The following is a 14,335-nucleotide window of genomic DNA, read 5'->3' as shown; positions in this document are numbered from 1 at the left end:
TCGAGTCATCCCCTGAAATTATATTTCGAGATCCGAATTATATTTCCAGATCCCTTCGCCTGCGACAATTTGTCGCATTGTATGAATCGTTTTTCCCCTCTACTATTATGGTCTTTCAGTTCTTTGAGGACCCGGCCAGGGAGCCGCCCGGAACACGGCAACGCCTTCCCCCCCGAAAGTTGCGGGCGTGGCAACACAAGTGTACCGCGCAGATACCACGGTAAGCGGTCGAGGCATTTTCTCCCCGCCCGATCCGACTTCGTTATAAAAAAGTGCTAAACAATACTATATATATATGACGGTTAGTGCTAAAATTCTAATGCGAGTGATTCTTAATTAGATTTACAATTACTAGTGTTCAGTATCCTCAAGGCACGCCCCTGCAGATCCGGTATTCGGCAAAATCTTCGTTAAGAGACTTATTGAGAAACAACCGCGCAATGCAGCTTATTATCAACGCTATTACCACAAGGACACGCGTGTTCGGCCAGTTTGGCATGACGGACGTGGTTGCCCGCTGCTTATTTTTTATGCTGATGCTGGGGTGTATAAACACTACCATTGCGGCAGAAAGCATTCGTCCTTTTACGCTAGGGAGTCTTGCCCAGGTTCTGGGGTCCCGCGAGGGCAAACCTTTCATTCTGGTTTTGTGGTCGCTTGAATGCCAATATTGTCCGACCGAGCTGAAAACGCTAAGCGAGCTCAAGCGCAGCCATCCCAAACTTGATGTGGTGCTGATCGCGACCGATACAGTAAGCGATATCCCGCAATTGGCATCCCGGATGGAAAGCTACGGGATGAGCAAGGTTGAGCAATGGGTTTTCGCAGAGGATGTACCCGAGCGTTTGCGTATGGAAATCGATGGTCGCTGGTATGGCGAGGTGCCACGGACCTATTTTTACGATCGTAAGCATCAACGCGAGGTCAAGACCGGCCTGGTCAACAGGAAATTTTTTGAAGACTGGCTGGCTCGGAATATTGTTTCCGGACCGGGAAGTTAATGGAAATGATAATCAAGCGTAATCCTACCTTCCTGCCCGGCCTCATGTTTGTCATTGCGGCCCATGGCGCGCTATTCTATTTCCTGCTCAAGCAGCAATTCATAGCTCCGCCGAAGCAGTTGGAAACGCTACTGGTCAATTTTATCCCGGCAGCCAGACCGAAGGAAGAGCCCAAACCTGAACCTCCTGTACCACCCAAATCTCAACCGGTTAAAAAACCTCAGTCGCGTCAGTTGGTTGCTGAAACGCCGGCGATATCCGAAAGCGAGCCGGTCGCACTACCGCCTCAGCCTGAACCGGAGCCGGAACCCGTCGCAGTGGCGGAACCGCCCCCCGCACAGATGCCAGCGGGGCCTATTACGCTTTCCTCCGAGTTATCCGTTGCCTGCCCTGAATTAAACGCGCCTGCTTACCCAGCCCTTTCGCGGCGGCTTGGCGAAGAAGGCAAGCTGATGCTACGGGTGGAACTGGATGAAAAAGGTCGCGTTAATGTAGCACAGGTCATAAATAGCAGTGGTTTCAAACGTCTTGACGAAGCCGCGATGGCTGCGGTGAAGACCTGGCGCTGCAATCCGCCCGTACGTAATGGCCAGCCGGTGCGAGCCGTTGCACTGCAACCCTTCAATTTTGTACTGCAAGGAGATTGATCTCATGGAACAAGGCCTCGGATTCTCACATTTCCTGACTCAGCTCGATGGAGTGGGTACCGCTGTACTGGCATTACTGCTCGCACTCTCGGTGGCAAGCTGGTACCTCATACTCACCAAGGGTCTTAACAATTTTCTGGCAGGACGGCGGGCGGACGCTTTTCTCAAGCGTTTCTGGAGCGCAAACTCGTTGCAGGAAGTAAACTCGACGCTAAAGGAAGGCGCTGACGATAATGCGTTTGCACAGCTTGCGCGACTGGCTATGAATGCTGCAGCGGACTCTGAAAAACATGGTTTACAGAAACTTGCCGCAGCCGGCGGGGCAAGCGAGTTCATTACACGCGTCCTGCGCAACGGCCTCGACCAAGAGGCTACCCGGGTTGAAAATGGTCTCACGGTGATAGCCTCAGCTGGTTCGGCTGCTCCTTATATAGGCCTGTTTGGTACGGTGTGGGGCATTTATCATGCGCTGGTTCAAATCGGCCTCTCCGGGCAGGGCACCCTGGACAAAGTTGCAGGCCCGGTGGGTGAAGCCCTGATCATGACGGCGCTCGGATTGGCCGTGGCCATACCCGCAGTGTTGGCCTATAACACGTTTGTACGCCGCAACCGCATCTGGCTGGCTCGCCTGGACGCCTTTGCACATGATCTCTTTGTGTTGGTGGCCGTTGGGTCCAAAACGAATAGCTCGGCTGGGGATGAACGGGCACTTCGGGTCGTTTCCCCGGTGATCACCCCGAGCGAAAGGAGATCATAATGGCATTCGGCAGCATGGATAGCGGCAATAATCGTCAGACCCCGACGGCTGAAATCAATGTAGTGCCGCTGGTCGATGTCATGCTGGTGCTGCTGGTGATATTCATCATTACGGCCCCTTTGCTTACGCACTCGGTTAAAATCGATCTGCCAAAGGCAGCAAGCAGCCCGAACATCACTCAGCCGGATCATATCGAGTTCGCCCTTCGCGATGACGCCAGCCTTTACTGGAATGGCGAACCGGTCACCATGGACCAGTTGGCGCCGCGCTTTGCCGCATCCGTAAAGGAAAACCCGGACATCGAGCTTCATATACGCGCCGATAAACATGTTCATTATGAATATGTGGCGCGCGCCATGTCGATTGCGGCAAAAGCCGGGCTCGTAAAAATTGGATTTGTTACCGATCCTTCCCAACAGTAGCCATTATGTAGCGCTCTGTAGCGACGCGACTTTAGTTTTCCTCACCGGAAATTGATCGCCTGCGGAAACCTGATGAATGCCTGATGGTCTGATTGTGTATCGCTTACGCTTTCGCATGCCGATGCATTCACCCAAAACTCCCACTCCCCCCAGCACATCGAAAACGCACGCCTTCAGTTGGTCGCGTTTTTTTGTGCATTGTTCCATAGTCGTTGCGGCCGTGTCTTTAGGCTTCGCGTCATGGTTCATCGCGAAGCCGACGGCGACCCGGCTTCACCAAACGATACCGGGACAGCGCCTGACCATAACGGCAACACCGGACATCGACATCAGCCTTGATACCGACAGCACCGTTACTGTCACCAATACCGAGCCTCCACGAATCGAATTGCTGCGGGGAAATGCTTACTTTGACATCAAAAGTAAAAGCGCCGACAAACTGCAAGTGAAGGTAGGTACAACGTACATCAAGGATATCGGCACACGTTTCAGTATCAGGAAGCAGGCAGACGGCGGCAGCGTCGCGGTGGCCGAGGGGCAGGTTGAAATTCAGGTGGAGGCTGGAACGTATCTGGTCAGCTCGCGTGAGCGGGCGGATTTTGACGGCACGCGCGTCACCGGGCATAAAATGATTGCCGAAGCAGAGGTGGCTCCCTGGCGAGTCAATAAATAGCGTATCACCTTCCTACGCTGCCACAGTCCCGTGCCTATGGATCATTCTGCACACAGCTGCTCGGTCCCATGCGTACCTTCTGATTTCCGATGCCCTGGCTCAGCATTTGTTTTTTAGCTGCGGTATTGCCGGAAGCAAAGTGCGTTCCCAAGCCTATTACAAAAAGTTAATCTGGAAGGTAAGACGCATGAAACCGGTGGCAATCTTTAGGCATTTTCCCATTGAAGGTCCGGGTTATTTCGCCACCTTTCTTGATCTCCATTCCATTCCATGGCAGCTCGTCAAAATCGATGCGGGCGAGGAAGTGCCTTCAACCCTCGATCCATTCAGCGGACTGGTGTTCATGGGTGGACCCATGAGCGTAAATGACGATTTGCCGTGGATCGCGCCAGCGCTTGAATTGATCCGTCAGGCGGTGGTGAACAATGTTCCGGTGCTGGGTCATTGTCTCGGTGGCCAATTGATGGCGAAGGCGTTGGGAGGAACTGTAAGTAACGGTCCAGTCAGGGAAATCGGCTGGGGTGAAGTCAGTGTCGCCGGTAATCCCATCGCGCGCACATGGTTCGGCGAGTTTTTAAACTTCAATGCCTTTCATTGGCATGGCGAGGTCTTCACTATTCCAGAAGACGCAACCCATCTGCTTTCCAGCCCTTATTGCAAAAATCAGGCGTTCGCGCTGGACATCCATTTGGCGCTGCAATGCCACGTCGAGATGACGGATGAAATGGTGAGAACCTGGTGCGCTATCGGGGCTGAAGAAATCGCCACGAACCTTGGTCCATCGGTACAGTCCGTGGAGGCGATACAGGCGAATTTAGCCGAGCGAGTGCCGGCATTGAACAAGGTTGCTGGTCGCTTGTACGAGAAATGGATTTCCGGACTAGAGAGTTGAAAGACTCCTGTCTTCCCGCTTCCGCTGAAAAGACGAGGGGTTCTTATTTGAAACCCGGCTGATGAGGCGTCCGTCGCAGACTAGAGGCTGCGAGTCAGTCCCGAAAATTCTGGAACTGGAGCGGAAATTCGGTGATGGATTTTTTAACCAGCTGTATGGCTTCCTGTAAAGTATCGCGCTTCGCCCCGGAAACGCGCACCGCGTCCCCCTGTATGCCGCCCTGAACCTTGAGTTTGCTATCCTTGATGAGCCTGATAATCTTCTTTGCCAACTCGCTTTCAACCCCTGTTTTAATCGTGACCTGTTGTTTGACCTTGTTTCCGCTGATTTTTTCTACTTGCCCCTTGTCCAGGCATCGTACGTCAACGTTACGCTTGGCAAGCTTGACCATGAGGATGTCCAGTATTTGGCCCAGCTTGAATTCATCATCTGCAAAAACGGTCAGGATGTAATCCGCCTGCTCCACGCGCGCATCCGATCCTTTGAAATCAAAGCGCGTGTTGACTTCCTTGTTTACCTGGTCAACCGCATTTCTGACTTCTTGTTTATCCACTTCCGAAACGATGTCGAATGACGGCATGGGCACTCTCCTGAATCACTTGGTCTAGCCTGGATCAACTTGGACTAACCTGGACTAACCTGGACTAACTTGGATTAACTTGGACTAACTTGGACTAAAGGACACCTCTATCTCGTTAGCGCTATTTATTTCGCTTTTTCAAGTTGGCGGCAATACGCATCCGTAGCGCATTCAGCTTGATGAATCCTTCCGCATCAGCCTGGTTATACGCGCCTTTGTCGTCCTCAAAGGTGGCAATGTGAGGATCGAACAGCGAATCTGTTTTTGAATCACGCCCGACCACAATAACGTTGCCTTTGTAGAGTTTCACGCGTACCCAGCCGTTCACATGCGCCTGGGATGCGTCAATCATCGTCTGCATCATCCTGCGCTCGGGGCTCCACCAATAACCGTTGTAAATCAGCTCGGCATAACGCGGCATCCACTCATCCTTCAGGTGAGCCACTTCCCGGTCGAGCGTGATGGATTCGATTGCCCGGTGAGCGCGCAACATGATCGCGCCACCAGGCGTCTCGTAACATCCCCTGGATTTCATGCCCACATAGCGGTTCTCGACAAGATCGAGACGTCCCACCCCATGCCTGCCGCCCAACTGATTGAGCTTGGCGAGAACGCGAGCGGGTGGAAGTTTCTTTCCGTTCAGGGCCACAATGTCACCCTGCTTGAATTCAAGATCGAGGTATTCCGCCTGGTCGGGTGCCTTTTCCGGGGAAACGCTCCATCGCCACATTGATTCTTCAGGTTCCTGCGCAGGGTCTTCCAGGATGCGCCCCTCGTAGGAAATATGCAGCAGATTGGCATCCATGCTATAAGGTGAACCGCCCTTTTTCTTCATTTCCACCGGAATGCCATGCTGTTCCGCGTATTTCAGGAGCTTTTCCCGGGAAGTAAGATCCCACTCACGCCATGGCGCAATGACCCGTATATCGGGTTGCAACGCGTAATAGCCAAGCTCAAAGCGCACCTGATCATTGCCCTTGCCAGTGGCCCCATGTGCGACCGCATCTGCTTTAGTTTTTCGGGCGATCTCGATCTGGCGTTTGGCAATCAGCGGACGTGCGATACTGGTACCCAGCAGATATTCGCCTTCATAAATGGTATTGGCACGAAACATGGGAAAAACAAAATCGCGTACGAATTCTTCGCGCAGATCTTCGATGAAGATTTCCTTCACTCCCAACTGCCGGGCCTTGGCGCGCGCCGGCTCGACTTCCTCCCCCTGACCAATGTCCGCGGTGAAAGTGACGATCTCACACTGGTAAGTATCCTGTAACCATTTCAGAATGACGGAGGTATCCAAGCCGCCGGAAAATGCCAGAACGACTTTCTTGACTTCAGCGCCATCGGCTTTTTTTGCTTTTCTCATGTTTGACTCATTGATAAAAATGCATGAACTGCGTACTTTGGGATATAGCTTTACGTTTTATGCTCTTATCTTTCCCAACAATAAATATTCGATAAGCGCCTTCTGTGTATGCAGCCGGTTCTCGGCTTCTTCCCATACGATCGATTGCGGACCATCAATGACCTCCGCTGCCACTTCTTCCCCCCGATGAGCGGGCAGGCAGTGCATGAACAGCGTATCCGCCTTGGCACAAGCCATCATTTCCGGATCAACCCGAAAATTGGCAAAATGTTTTTTTCGCTCCTCGGTTTCCGATTCGAAGCCCATACTGGTCCAAACATCGGTAGTAACGAGATCTGCGTCCTTCACCGCGTCATGCGGATCGGAAAATTCCTCATAATGATCGGTGCCATAAAGTCCGGCACGTTCCGGCTCGACTTCATAACCGGGCGGCGTTGAGACGTGGACGTTGAAATCGAACACTTCGGCCGCCTGGAGCCAGGTATTGCAAACGTTGTTCGAATCGCCTATCCAGGCGATGGTCTTGCCTGAGATGTCCCCGCGTTGCTCAATAAAGGTAAAAATATCACCCATGATCTGGCAGGGGTGGTATTCGTCGGTCAATCCATTGATCACAGGGACCCGTGAATGGGCAGCGAAACGCCTGATAATGTCATGTTCATAAGTACGAATCATGACTATATCCACCATTCGGGAAATGACACGGGCCGCATCTTCCACAGGTTCGCCACGCCCCAGTTGAGTATCCCGTGTCGAGAGATAGATCGCCGCGCCCCCCAGTTGGTGCATGCCCGCTTCAAACGACAATCGCGTACGCGTTGAATGTTTATCGAAAATCATTGCCAGGGTGCGGTCTTCCAATGGCCAATAGCGCCGGTAGTGCTTGAACTCATGTTTGATCCAGCGCGTGCGCTCGAATAGATACTCGAATTCCTCCCGGCAAAAATCGTTAAACTGTAAAAAATGCTTGATTTGCATAAATTCGTGAACTAACGATCGATGAGCCCGCTTCTACAAAACATGAATCGAGAAAAATGCTTCACGATCCGCTTTCGGCGATTGGACGCTGCTTCAATCTAAATCCGGCAGTTGGACGGGGTGGAGTGTGCAGTTTTTGGGATGCAGGGCAAGGCGCAACCACGCGGAATGGCACGACCGCGCGGGACGGAGCAGTGCCTTCCGCAGGAAGATGCGACCCCGCAGTGGGATGCCGGGCGCCCCAGTATCCATAAGCGCGGCCGCGGCATCCCCGCCGCTGCCCGATTCCCCCTTCGTGGGGCCCCTCGGGCAACGCTTTGGGGCGCTCCCATTCCAAGGAGTTGCAACGCAGCCATGTGACTCAAAAACGTACTATCCATCCTGTAGCGAACTCACCAAAAAGGTGAAGGCCAAATATTATAAAAATCCTTGTGGCTCACAGTCCTAAACTGAAAAATGAGCGGTCAACTGTCGGATTTAGGTTCAGGCCAGCAGAAACTTCCTGATTAAGGCAGACAACATATTTACTACCTGCTCTGCCTCGCTTCGTTGCATGACAAGGGGCGGTAACAGGCGCACCACCCTGTCCGAGGTCACATTGATCAGGAGTCCTTGTCTTAAGGCCTCCCGTACCAGGTCACCACAGGGCCTGGAAAGTTCAATGCCTATCATCAATCCCTGGCCTCGAATTTGGTTGATATCCGGCAGGCCTGCCAGTTGCGCTTTAAACATCATACGCATGAAATCGCCCAGTTCCAGCGCGTTTCTCAGCAGATCCTCTTCCTCGATTACCTCGAGCGTCGTCAGCGCAGCGGTACAGGCCAGCGGATTTCCCCCAAACGTGGAGGCATGGTTACCGGGCTTGAATACGTCCGCTGCAATGCCCTTCGCAAGACACGCACCGATGGGCACACCTGAGCCCAGGCCTTTCGCCAGGGTTATCACATCGGGAACGATGCCGCTGTGCTGGAAAGCGAACCATTTGCCGCTCCGACCTATCCCGCACTGCACCTCGTCGAGCATAAGCAACCAGCCATTCTGATCACAAAGATGGCGCAAGCCCTGCAAATAATTTGCCTCAGGCACGTTAACGCCGCCTTCCCCCTGGTATGGCTCCACCAGTATGGCTACAACATTTTTATTGTGAACCGCGACTTGTGATACTGCTTCCAGGTCATTGTATGGAACTCGGGCGAAGCCCGTCAGCAAGGGTTCGAAACCGGCCTGTACCTTGCGATTGCCACTTGCTGTCAAGGTCGCCATGGTACGGCCGTGGAATGATTTTTCCATCACAATGATGGTGGGCAAATCTATGTTTTTTCCATGACCGTACAGCCTTGCCAGCTTGATTGCGGCTTCGTTTGCTTCCGCGCCCGAATTGCAGAAAAATGCATTATCCATTCCTGACAAAGCCGCCAGCCTGCTAGCCAGCTTTTCCTGCTTGCCAATATGGTAAAGATTGGACGTATGGATAAGCGTACCCGCCTGGTTGCAAATTGCCCTGACAAGCTTTGGGTGACAATGGCCCAGACCGCATACCGCAACCCCCGCAAGGGCATCAAGATACCGCTTGCCTCCTTCGTCCCACAGCCACACGCCCTCCCCCTTCGTAAACGTGACGGGTAGCCGGAGGTAGGTGTTCATCAGGTTTGACATAGCATCTCTACAGATATGGACTCGTGACGTTATTGCTCAGGAAAATCTTATTACTTACGTGATAAAGGTCGCGCCTAAAAATTTCCTGTGTACGCCTGCCCGAAAGGCTGCTCTTAAAGAGGTTTTTGGGGGTCAAAATGCAGGACGGCGGCATGAGCCGCCGTGCGCCGATAATGATTTATCATGCATTCGTTATCTTTACCTATTTGACCAGCTTTTTCAAGCCTTTTTCCTCGGCAGCGGTCAGCAATCTCAAGCATGGCAGGTAGCCATCGTAAACGATTCCGTGCACTTCAACACGTTTTTGCGAACGCAACATACCCACCAGATACTGCACGACCTCGTCCGTGATGGCCTGTCCCGGAACCAGCACGGGTATGCCAGGCGGGTACGGCGTGATTTGATCCGCGCATACTCTGCCATTCAGCTCATCATTCAGCCGTTCCTGCTCGTCCAGCAGCGGCATCAGCTCACCGCCGCAATAATATGCGTCACGCGGCAGGTATTTGAGCTCGGTAAAACGCGGAATCTCAGGTATCCGATATAACCTGCGAGGCGCGCGGCCTTCCCGCGCGATGCGCATGAGCGCGTCATAGAGACGCGAAACTTTGCTACGGGTGGTGCCGATGGTGAGAAGCAAGGTAAGGGTATTGAACGTGGATTTTTCCACCTGAATGTTATATCGCTCGAACAATTCGCGGATTAAATCCTCGACTGTAAAACCGCAGCGGGAGATATCCACAGTCACCTTGGTGAAATCGAGCTGGATATTGTCCGACTTGACTTCGTCGGGCAGCAGATCAGGAAGATCCAATACCTTGAAAACACCGGTGGAATTGATCTGAGCGCGTACTTCCTTCGCCAGCTCCAGAGTGCGCGAAAGCAGCTTGTACCCTTCCATCATCGCCTGCTTGCGTGCCACGTCGAGGCTCGCAATCATGCTGTACTGCGGGCTGGTGGAAGTATGCATGTTGAAATTTTCCCGAAAGAGGTGCTCATTGAAGTCGGGATCGTTGATGTGGATCATGCTGGATTGCGAAAAAGCCGACAACACCTTGTGCGTGCTCTGGGTGGCATAATCCGCACCCGCCTCCATCGCAGTTGGACGGAAAGCAGGGTGAAACCGGGCGAAGGCGTACCATGCTTCGTCGATGATAACTTTTATGCCTTTTGCATGAGCCGCCGTAATGATTGGCGGCAGATCGTAACGCAGGCCATCGTATGTACAACTGGTGAGTATCAGTGCCTGTGCATCCGAATGTTCTTCAATTGCCTCAAGCAGGGTCTGTTTTGGTACCGGCCCGTAAATGCTGAATTTTTTGTTTACCGACGAATCAAGATAAATCGGATAGGCGCCAGACAGCACGACCCCATGGTGCACCGATTTGTGGCAGTTTCTGTCCAGTAACAGCTTCTCGCCTGGGGCGAGCAGCGTCTGGAATATAACCTTGTTGGCGGTGGAGGTGCCATTTGTCGCAAAGAAGGTGCGGCGCGCGCCAAATGCTTTTGCCGCAATCTTTTGTGCTTCTGCGATCACCCCGGAAGGCTCCATCAGCGAATCGAGCATGGGCACCGACACTGACAAGTCGGCGCGAAAAATATGCTCGCCCACGAAGTGATAAAAATCGCTGGCCCAAGGGCTATCGCGGACCGAGTCGCCAGAAGAATGCCCGGGCGTATGCCAGGCATCCTTTGCCATCAATACATAATTTTTGAGCTGATCGTAGAAGGGCGTACGCGCTTTTTCCTGAAGCTGAGCATTGAGGATGCGATACATGCCGCGGTAATCCCGCTCTTCCCGGTAGAAATAACCATCAACAGTCTCGGAAAAGAGCGCATCCACTACTTCATCCTCTTTCTCCTGCGCGATCAGGATGTATATATCCAATTCAGGACGGAACCGGTTGATTTCCTGCACCAGCTTTAACGCCGACATTTGCAGGTTGCGCGAACCTTTTCCGCCGTTTTTCGGCGTATCCAGCGTGTACAACGTATCGTCCACCACCACCGACTGGATGTCGCCGTCATCCTGGATGGTTTGCAGCGCTTCGCGTGCCGTGGTAACGCCACTAAAAGTGATACCCAACGGATTTTCCAGAGACTTGGCGGCAGCATTCAATCCCTTGATGAGTTCCCTCAATATCAGTTTCTCGTCGTTGATGACAAGAATCCGGCTGATCGGTTTCTTCATGAGACGCCGCTTCCAATATAAAAAGCGCTTTATGCGCTAAAACAGCATTGATTGCAACCCTTTAGCGCAAACCCGGCAGTTGGCCGTATATCTTTTTTGAGTGCCATAGTCCGCAATGAATTTTTGCACCGCTTAACCTTCACCTTTTGGGTGAACCCGCTACAGGGCGGACTGAACGGTTTTTGCACACATGGCTGCGTCGCAATTCTTTTGAAATGGCGACTCCACGTTGGGTCTCCTCCCTCAAGCCCATCACTTCGCCCTGTTCAACTGCCGGATTTAGGGTTTGACGCCAGAGCGCAATAAACGACGTTCTTTGTGCCGAAGGCAATCCAGACTGAAACGATCTATAGTGACACTATGAAATTGTTCACACGGGTTCTGCGCAACAGCGCGGCGGCGGTGCTGCTTCTGCTGCCACTTTTCGCTATGGCCGCACCAGTAGTGGTATTGAACATACAGGGGCCTATCACGCCGGCGAGTGCGGATTTTATCGAGCGCGGCCTGCAACATGCCGCCGCCGAGGGCGCGTTACTCGTAATACTTCAACTTGATACGCCAGGCGGCCTGGATACGTCAATGCGGCAGATCGTACGCGATATTGTGGCTTCACCGGTGCCCGTAGCCGGCTTCGTGGCGCCGGGGGGAGCGCGCGCAGCGAGCGCGGGAACCTACATTCTTTATGCCACCCACATCGCTGCGATGGCACCGGGCACCAACCTCGGCGCAGCCACTCCGGTACAGATCGGCGGCTTGCCAGACTCGGAGCCCGAGCCTAAAACCAAGCCGAGGCCACCCCCGGGTTCACCTGAGCCGAAACCAGACGAAGGGCGCGATCAGAATGTCGCCAAGGACGATAACATGTCGACGAAAAATGCAATGTCGCGTAAAGCGATCCATGACGCTGCCGCATATATTCGCGGGCTTGCGCAAATGCGCGGGCGTAATGCGGAGTGGGCCGAGCGGGCTGTGCGCGAAGCGGTCAGCCTATCAGCATCTGAAGCGCTGAATCTCAAAGTCATAGATTATGTGGCGACCGATGTGCCCGATTTACTGGAACAGGTCAATGGCAGGCGAATGACCATACTTGGCCAAAACCTTACCCTTGACACGGGCTCAGCCACACTGGAGATCGTCGAACCGGACTGGCGCACACGGGCGCTGGCCGTCATTACCAATCCCAGCGTGGCGTACGTACTGATGCTTATCGGCATCTATGGTTTATTCTTCGAATTTTCAAATCCTGGCTTTGTGCTGCCGGGTGTGGCCGGCGCCATCTGCCTGCTGCTTGCCATGTACGCGTTCCAGTTGCTGCCGGTGAGCTACGCCGGCCTTGCCTTAATTCTCCTCGGCATGGCGTTCATGGTGGCGGAAGCTTTTTTGCCAAGCTTCGGAGCGCTCGGGATCGGCGGCATTATTGCTTTCATTGCCGGGTCAGTGATGCTGATCGACATTGATATGCCGGGCTATGGTATTCCCTGGCCCATGATTGCGGCGACATCCCTGGCGAGTGCTTCATTTCTCGTTTTTGTCATCGGCATGGCGTTAAAGTCGCGCCGCGCCCCTATTGTCAGTGGACGTGAAGAGCTGTTCGGCGCCGTGGGAGAGGTCCTGGAAGATACGCCGGGTGAAGGCATGGCGCGCATCCGTGGTGAATTATGGAGCGTGCGTTGCACGCAGCCGCTGGTCCGCGGGCAGAAGGTGCGTGTGACAGGGATCGACGGTCTGGTGTTACAGGTAGATCCTGTGGAAAAATAATCGAAGGAGACAGTTATGCCCGTCCATTTCAGTTTTGCCACCCTCCTCATTATCCTGTTGGTGGTGCTGTTCAGCGCTTTTCGTATCTTGCGCGAATATGAGCGCGGAGTGGTGTTCATGCTCGGCCGTTTCTATAAGGTAAAAGGCCCCGGCCTGATCATAATCATCCCCGGTATCCAGAAAATGGTTCGGGTTGACCTGCGCACCGTTGTGATGGATGTACCCAGCCAGGACGTGATTTCACGGGACAACGTCTCGGTGAAAGTCAGCGCGGTAGTGTATTTCCGTGTGGTTGATCCGCAGCGAGCCATCATCCAGGTGGAGAATTTTCTGGCCGCGACCAGTCAATTTGCACAAACCACCTTACGCTCAGTACTCGGAAAACATGAGCTTGACGAAATGCTCGCGGAACGCGAGAAACTCAACATGGATATCCAGAAGATACTGGATATTCAAACCGATGCCTGGGGCATCAAGGTTTCGAACGTGGAGATCAAACACGTCGATATTGACGAATCCATGATACGCGCCATTGCCCGGCAGGCCGAGGCGGAACGCGAGCGGCGCGCCAAGGTGATCCATGCTGAAGGCGAGTTACAGGCCTCCGACAAGCTGATGCAGGCGGCGCATATTCTTTCCCAGCAAGGAGGGGCAATGCAATTGCGCTATCTCCAGACCCTTACCAATGTCGCCAGCGACAAATCCAATACCATCATTTTTCCGATACCGGTGGATCTGCTGTCGTCACTGATGGATGCTGTCAAAAAACCGTAATTCGTACTCTTGAATAATTGCCGGATGAGATCCTGTGGTGCAGGACTGCGCAGGAAATTTTGCAGCTTGCGGGCAAGATTCGCTAGCGCAAGAAGTCAGAAACAAAAAAGCCCGGAATACCGGGCTTTTTTCTGCGAGTGATTGTTCAGGCCATCGCCTTGATGGCTGCTGACAGGCGGCTTTTGTGACGGGCTGCCTTATTCTTGTGAATGATTCCCTTGTCTGCTATCGAATCTATAGTGCTGGCGGACGCCTTGAACGCGGTCTGGGCAACTGTTTTGTCGGTTGATGCAATGCCTTTTCTCACATGCTTGATAGCCGTGCGCAACTCGGAGCGAAGGCTCATGTTGCGATGATGTTGACTGATGTTCTGTCTCGCGCGTTTTCTGGCTTGTGCACTGTTAGCCATTAAGATTCCTCATCGTTAGGGCTTTGAAGTCGCCGTTAGGGCTTCGAAGACGCGAGATGATACGGATATTTTATGTTTATTGCAAGGAAAACATCGGCATACTTGAGGTCGTTGCATAACTCCCCCGGGAGAACGCGCTGTTCATGCAACCTCTTACCGGCTCTTCGGGGTTAGGGAACCTCTGAATAAGTCCTCGCAGAGCGCGTTGCTGGTAAAATCGAAGTGATCACA

The 14,335-nt window shown here is 53.2% G+C and carries 14 protein-coding genes; 8 read left to right on the top strand and 6 right to left on the bottom strand.

Annotated elements, in window-relative coordinates; all coding sequences use genetic code 11:
• Nucleotides 1-440: 440 nt before the first annotated feature.
• From BMX00_RS06490 to BMX00_RS06465, 6 genes are all read left to right on the top strand, one after another.
• Nucleotides 441-1,001 carry a TlpA family protein disulfide reductase gene (locus BMX00_RS06490; protein WP_245727825.1) on the top strand — a complete coding sequence of 187 codons (561 nt, stop codon included), beginning with the start codon at nt 441-443 and terminating at the stop codon, nt 999-1,001.
• A 5-nt stretch (nt 1,002-1,006) separates the two neighbouring features.
• Nucleotides 1,007-1,648, top strand: coding sequence for an energy transducer TonB (locus tag BMX00_RS06485; protein WP_090828244.1), 642 nt, complete (start codon nt 1,007-1,009; stop codon nt 1,646-1,648).
• A gap of 4 nt (nt 1,649-1,652) precedes the next feature.
• Nucleotides 1,653-2,405: a MotA/TolQ/ExbB proton channel family protein gene (locus tag BMX00_RS06480; RefSeq protein WP_090828170.1), complete on the top strand. Its 753-nt coding sequence runs from the start codon at nt 1,653-1,655 to the stop codon at nt 2,403-2,405.
• Entirely contained in the window at nt 2,405-2,827 is a 423-nt protein-coding gene (locus tag BMX00_RS06475) for an ExbD/TolR family protein (protein WP_090828169.1), read from the top strand. The genes BMX00_RS06480 and BMX00_RS06475 overlap by 1 nt, the downstream gene beginning before the upstream one ends.
• A 76-nt stretch (nt 2,828-2,903) precedes the next feature.
• A complete protein-coding gene (locus tag BMX00_RS06470; RefSeq protein WP_245727823.1) occupies nt 2,904-3,500 on the top strand; it encodes a FecR domain-containing protein in 597 nt (198 codons plus the stop codon).
• A 187-nt stretch (nt 3,501-3,687) separates the two neighbouring features.
• Complete coding sequence (locus tag BMX00_RS06465; protein WP_090828242.1) at nt 3,688-4,392, top strand: type 1 glutamine amidotransferase; 705 nt, start codon at nt 3,688-3,690, stop codon at nt 4,390-4,392.
• 94 nt (nt 4,393-4,486) lie between these two features.
• Here the strand turns inward: BMX00_RS06465 and BMX00_RS06460 are convergent, their stop codons facing one another.
• From BMX00_RS06460 to BMX00_RS06440, 5 genes are all read right to left on the bottom strand, one after another.
• Nucleotides 4,487-4,972, bottom strand: coding sequence for a YajQ family cyclic di-GMP-binding protein (locus tag BMX00_RS06460; RefSeq protein WP_090828168.1), 486 nt, complete (start codon nt 4,970-4,972; stop codon nt 4,487-4,489).
• Between the two features lie 121 nt (nt 4,973-5,093).
• Nucleotides 5,094-6,338 carry an argininosuccinate synthase gene (locus tag BMX00_RS06455; protein WP_090828167.1) on the bottom strand — a complete coding sequence of 415 codons (1,245 nt, stop codon included), beginning with the start codon at nt 6,336-6,338 and terminating at the stop codon, nt 5,094-5,096.
• Between the two features lie 57 nt (nt 6,339-6,395).
• The gene (gene argF / locus BMX00_RS06450) at nt 6,396-7,316 is read right to left on the bottom strand and encodes an ornithine carbamoyltransferase (RefSeq protein ID WP_090828166.1); all 921 of its coding nucleotides are present in this window, start codon (nt 7,314-7,316) and stop codon (nt 6,396-6,398) included.
• Between the two features lie 483 nt (nt 7,317-7,799).
• Nucleotides 7,800-8,972, bottom strand: coding sequence for an aspartate aminotransferase family protein (locus BMX00_RS06445; protein ID WP_090828165.1), 1,173 nt, complete (start codon nt 8,970-8,972; stop codon nt 7,800-7,802).
• A gap of 202 nt (nt 8,973-9,174) precedes the next feature.
• Nucleotides 9,175-11,163, bottom strand: coding sequence for an aminotransferase class I/II-fold pyridoxal phosphate-dependent enzyme (locus BMX00_RS06440; RefSeq protein WP_090828164.1), 1,989 nt, complete (start codon nt 11,161-11,163; stop codon nt 9,175-9,177).
• Between the two features lie 360 nt (nt 11,164-11,523).
• Here BMX00_RS06440 and BMX00_RS06435 point away from each other — a divergent pair, with 360 nt between their 5' ends.
• Nucleotides 11,524-12,921: an NfeD family protein gene (locus tag BMX00_RS06435; protein ID WP_090828163.1), complete on the top strand. Its 1,398-nt coding sequence runs from the start codon at nt 11,524-11,526 to the stop codon at nt 12,919-12,921.
• 15 nt (nt 12,922-12,936) lie between these two features.
• Nucleotides 12,937-13,695, top strand: coding sequence for a slipin family protein (locus BMX00_RS06430; RefSeq protein WP_090828162.1), 759 nt, complete (start codon nt 12,937-12,939; stop codon nt 13,693-13,695).
• Between the two features lie 145 nt (nt 13,696-13,840).
• On the opposite strand, the gene rpsT is transcribed toward BMX00_RS06430, so the two are convergent.
• Entirely contained in the window at nt 13,841-14,104 is a 264-nt protein-coding gene (gene rpsT / locus BMX00_RS06425; RefSeq protein ID WP_090828161.1) for a 30S ribosomal protein S20, read from the bottom strand.
• Nucleotides 14,105-14,335: the final 231 nt, after the last annotated feature.

The organism is Nitrosovibrio tenuis, assembly GCF_900109785.1.
GTDB lineage: Bacteria > Pseudomonadota > Gammaproteobacteria > Burkholderiales > Nitrosomonadaceae > Nitrosospira > Nitrosospira tenuis_A.
This window is presented reverse-complemented; position numbering and strand designations above follow the sequence as displayed.

What these genes read in the sequence shown, in the direction of transcription:
- BMX00_RS06460 (WP_090828168.1), bottom strand. Translation starts at nt 4,972, where the DNA reads ATGCCGTCATTCGACATCGTTTCGGAAGTGGATAAACAAGAAGTCAGA.
- BMX00_RS06445 (WP_090828165.1), bottom strand. Translation starts at nt 8,972, where the DNA reads ATGTCAAACCTGATGAACACCTACCTCCGGCTACCCGTCACGTTTACG.
- rpsT (WP_090828161.1), bottom strand. Translation starts at nt 14,104, where the DNA reads ATGGCTAACAGTGCACAAGCCAGAAAACGCGCGAGACAGAACATCAGT.
- BMX00_RS06490 (WP_245727825.1), top strand. Translation starts at nt 441, where the DNA reads ATGCAGCTTATTATCAACGCTATTACCACAAGGACACGCGTGTTCGGC.
- BMX00_RS06430 (WP_090828162.1), top strand. Translation starts at nt 12,937, where the DNA reads ATGCCCGTCCATTTCAGTTTTGCCACCCTCCTCATTATCCTGTTGGTG.
- BMX00_RS06480 (WP_090828170.1), top strand. Translation starts at nt 1,653, where the DNA reads ATGGAACAAGGCCTCGGATTCTCACATTTCCTGACTCAGCTCGATGGA.
- BMX00_RS06455 (WP_090828167.1), bottom strand. Translation starts at nt 6,338, where the DNA reads ATGAGAAAAGCAAAAAAAGCCGATGGCGCTGAAGTCAAGAAAGTCGTT.
- BMX00_RS06485 (WP_090828244.1), top strand. Translation starts at nt 1,007, where the DNA reads ATGATAATCAAGCGTAATCCTACCTTCCTGCCCGGCCTCATGTTTGTC.
- BMX00_RS06475 (WP_090828169.1), top strand. Translation starts at nt 2,405, where the DNA reads ATGGCATTCGGCAGCATGGATAGCGGCAATAATCGTCAGACCCCGACG.
- BMX00_RS06465 (WP_090828242.1), top strand. Translation starts at nt 3,688, where the DNA reads ATGAAACCGGTGGCAATCTTTAGGCATTTTCCCATTGAAGGTCCGGGT.
- argF (WP_090828166.1), bottom strand. Translation starts at nt 7,316, where the DNA reads ATGCAAATCAAGCATTTTTTACAGTTTAACGATTTTTGCCGGGAGGAA.
- BMX00_RS06470 (WP_245727823.1), top strand. Translation starts at nt 2,904, where the DNA reads ATGCCTGATGGTCTGATTGTGTATCGCTTACGCTTTCGCATGCCGATG.
- BMX00_RS06435 (WP_090828163.1), top strand. Translation starts at nt 11,524, where the DNA reads ATGAAATTGTTCACACGGGTTCTGCGCAACAGCGCGGCGGCGGTGCTG.
- BMX00_RS06440 (WP_090828164.1), bottom strand. Translation starts at nt 11,163, where the DNA reads ATGAAGAAACCGATCAGCCGGATTCTTGTCATCAACGACGAGAAACTG.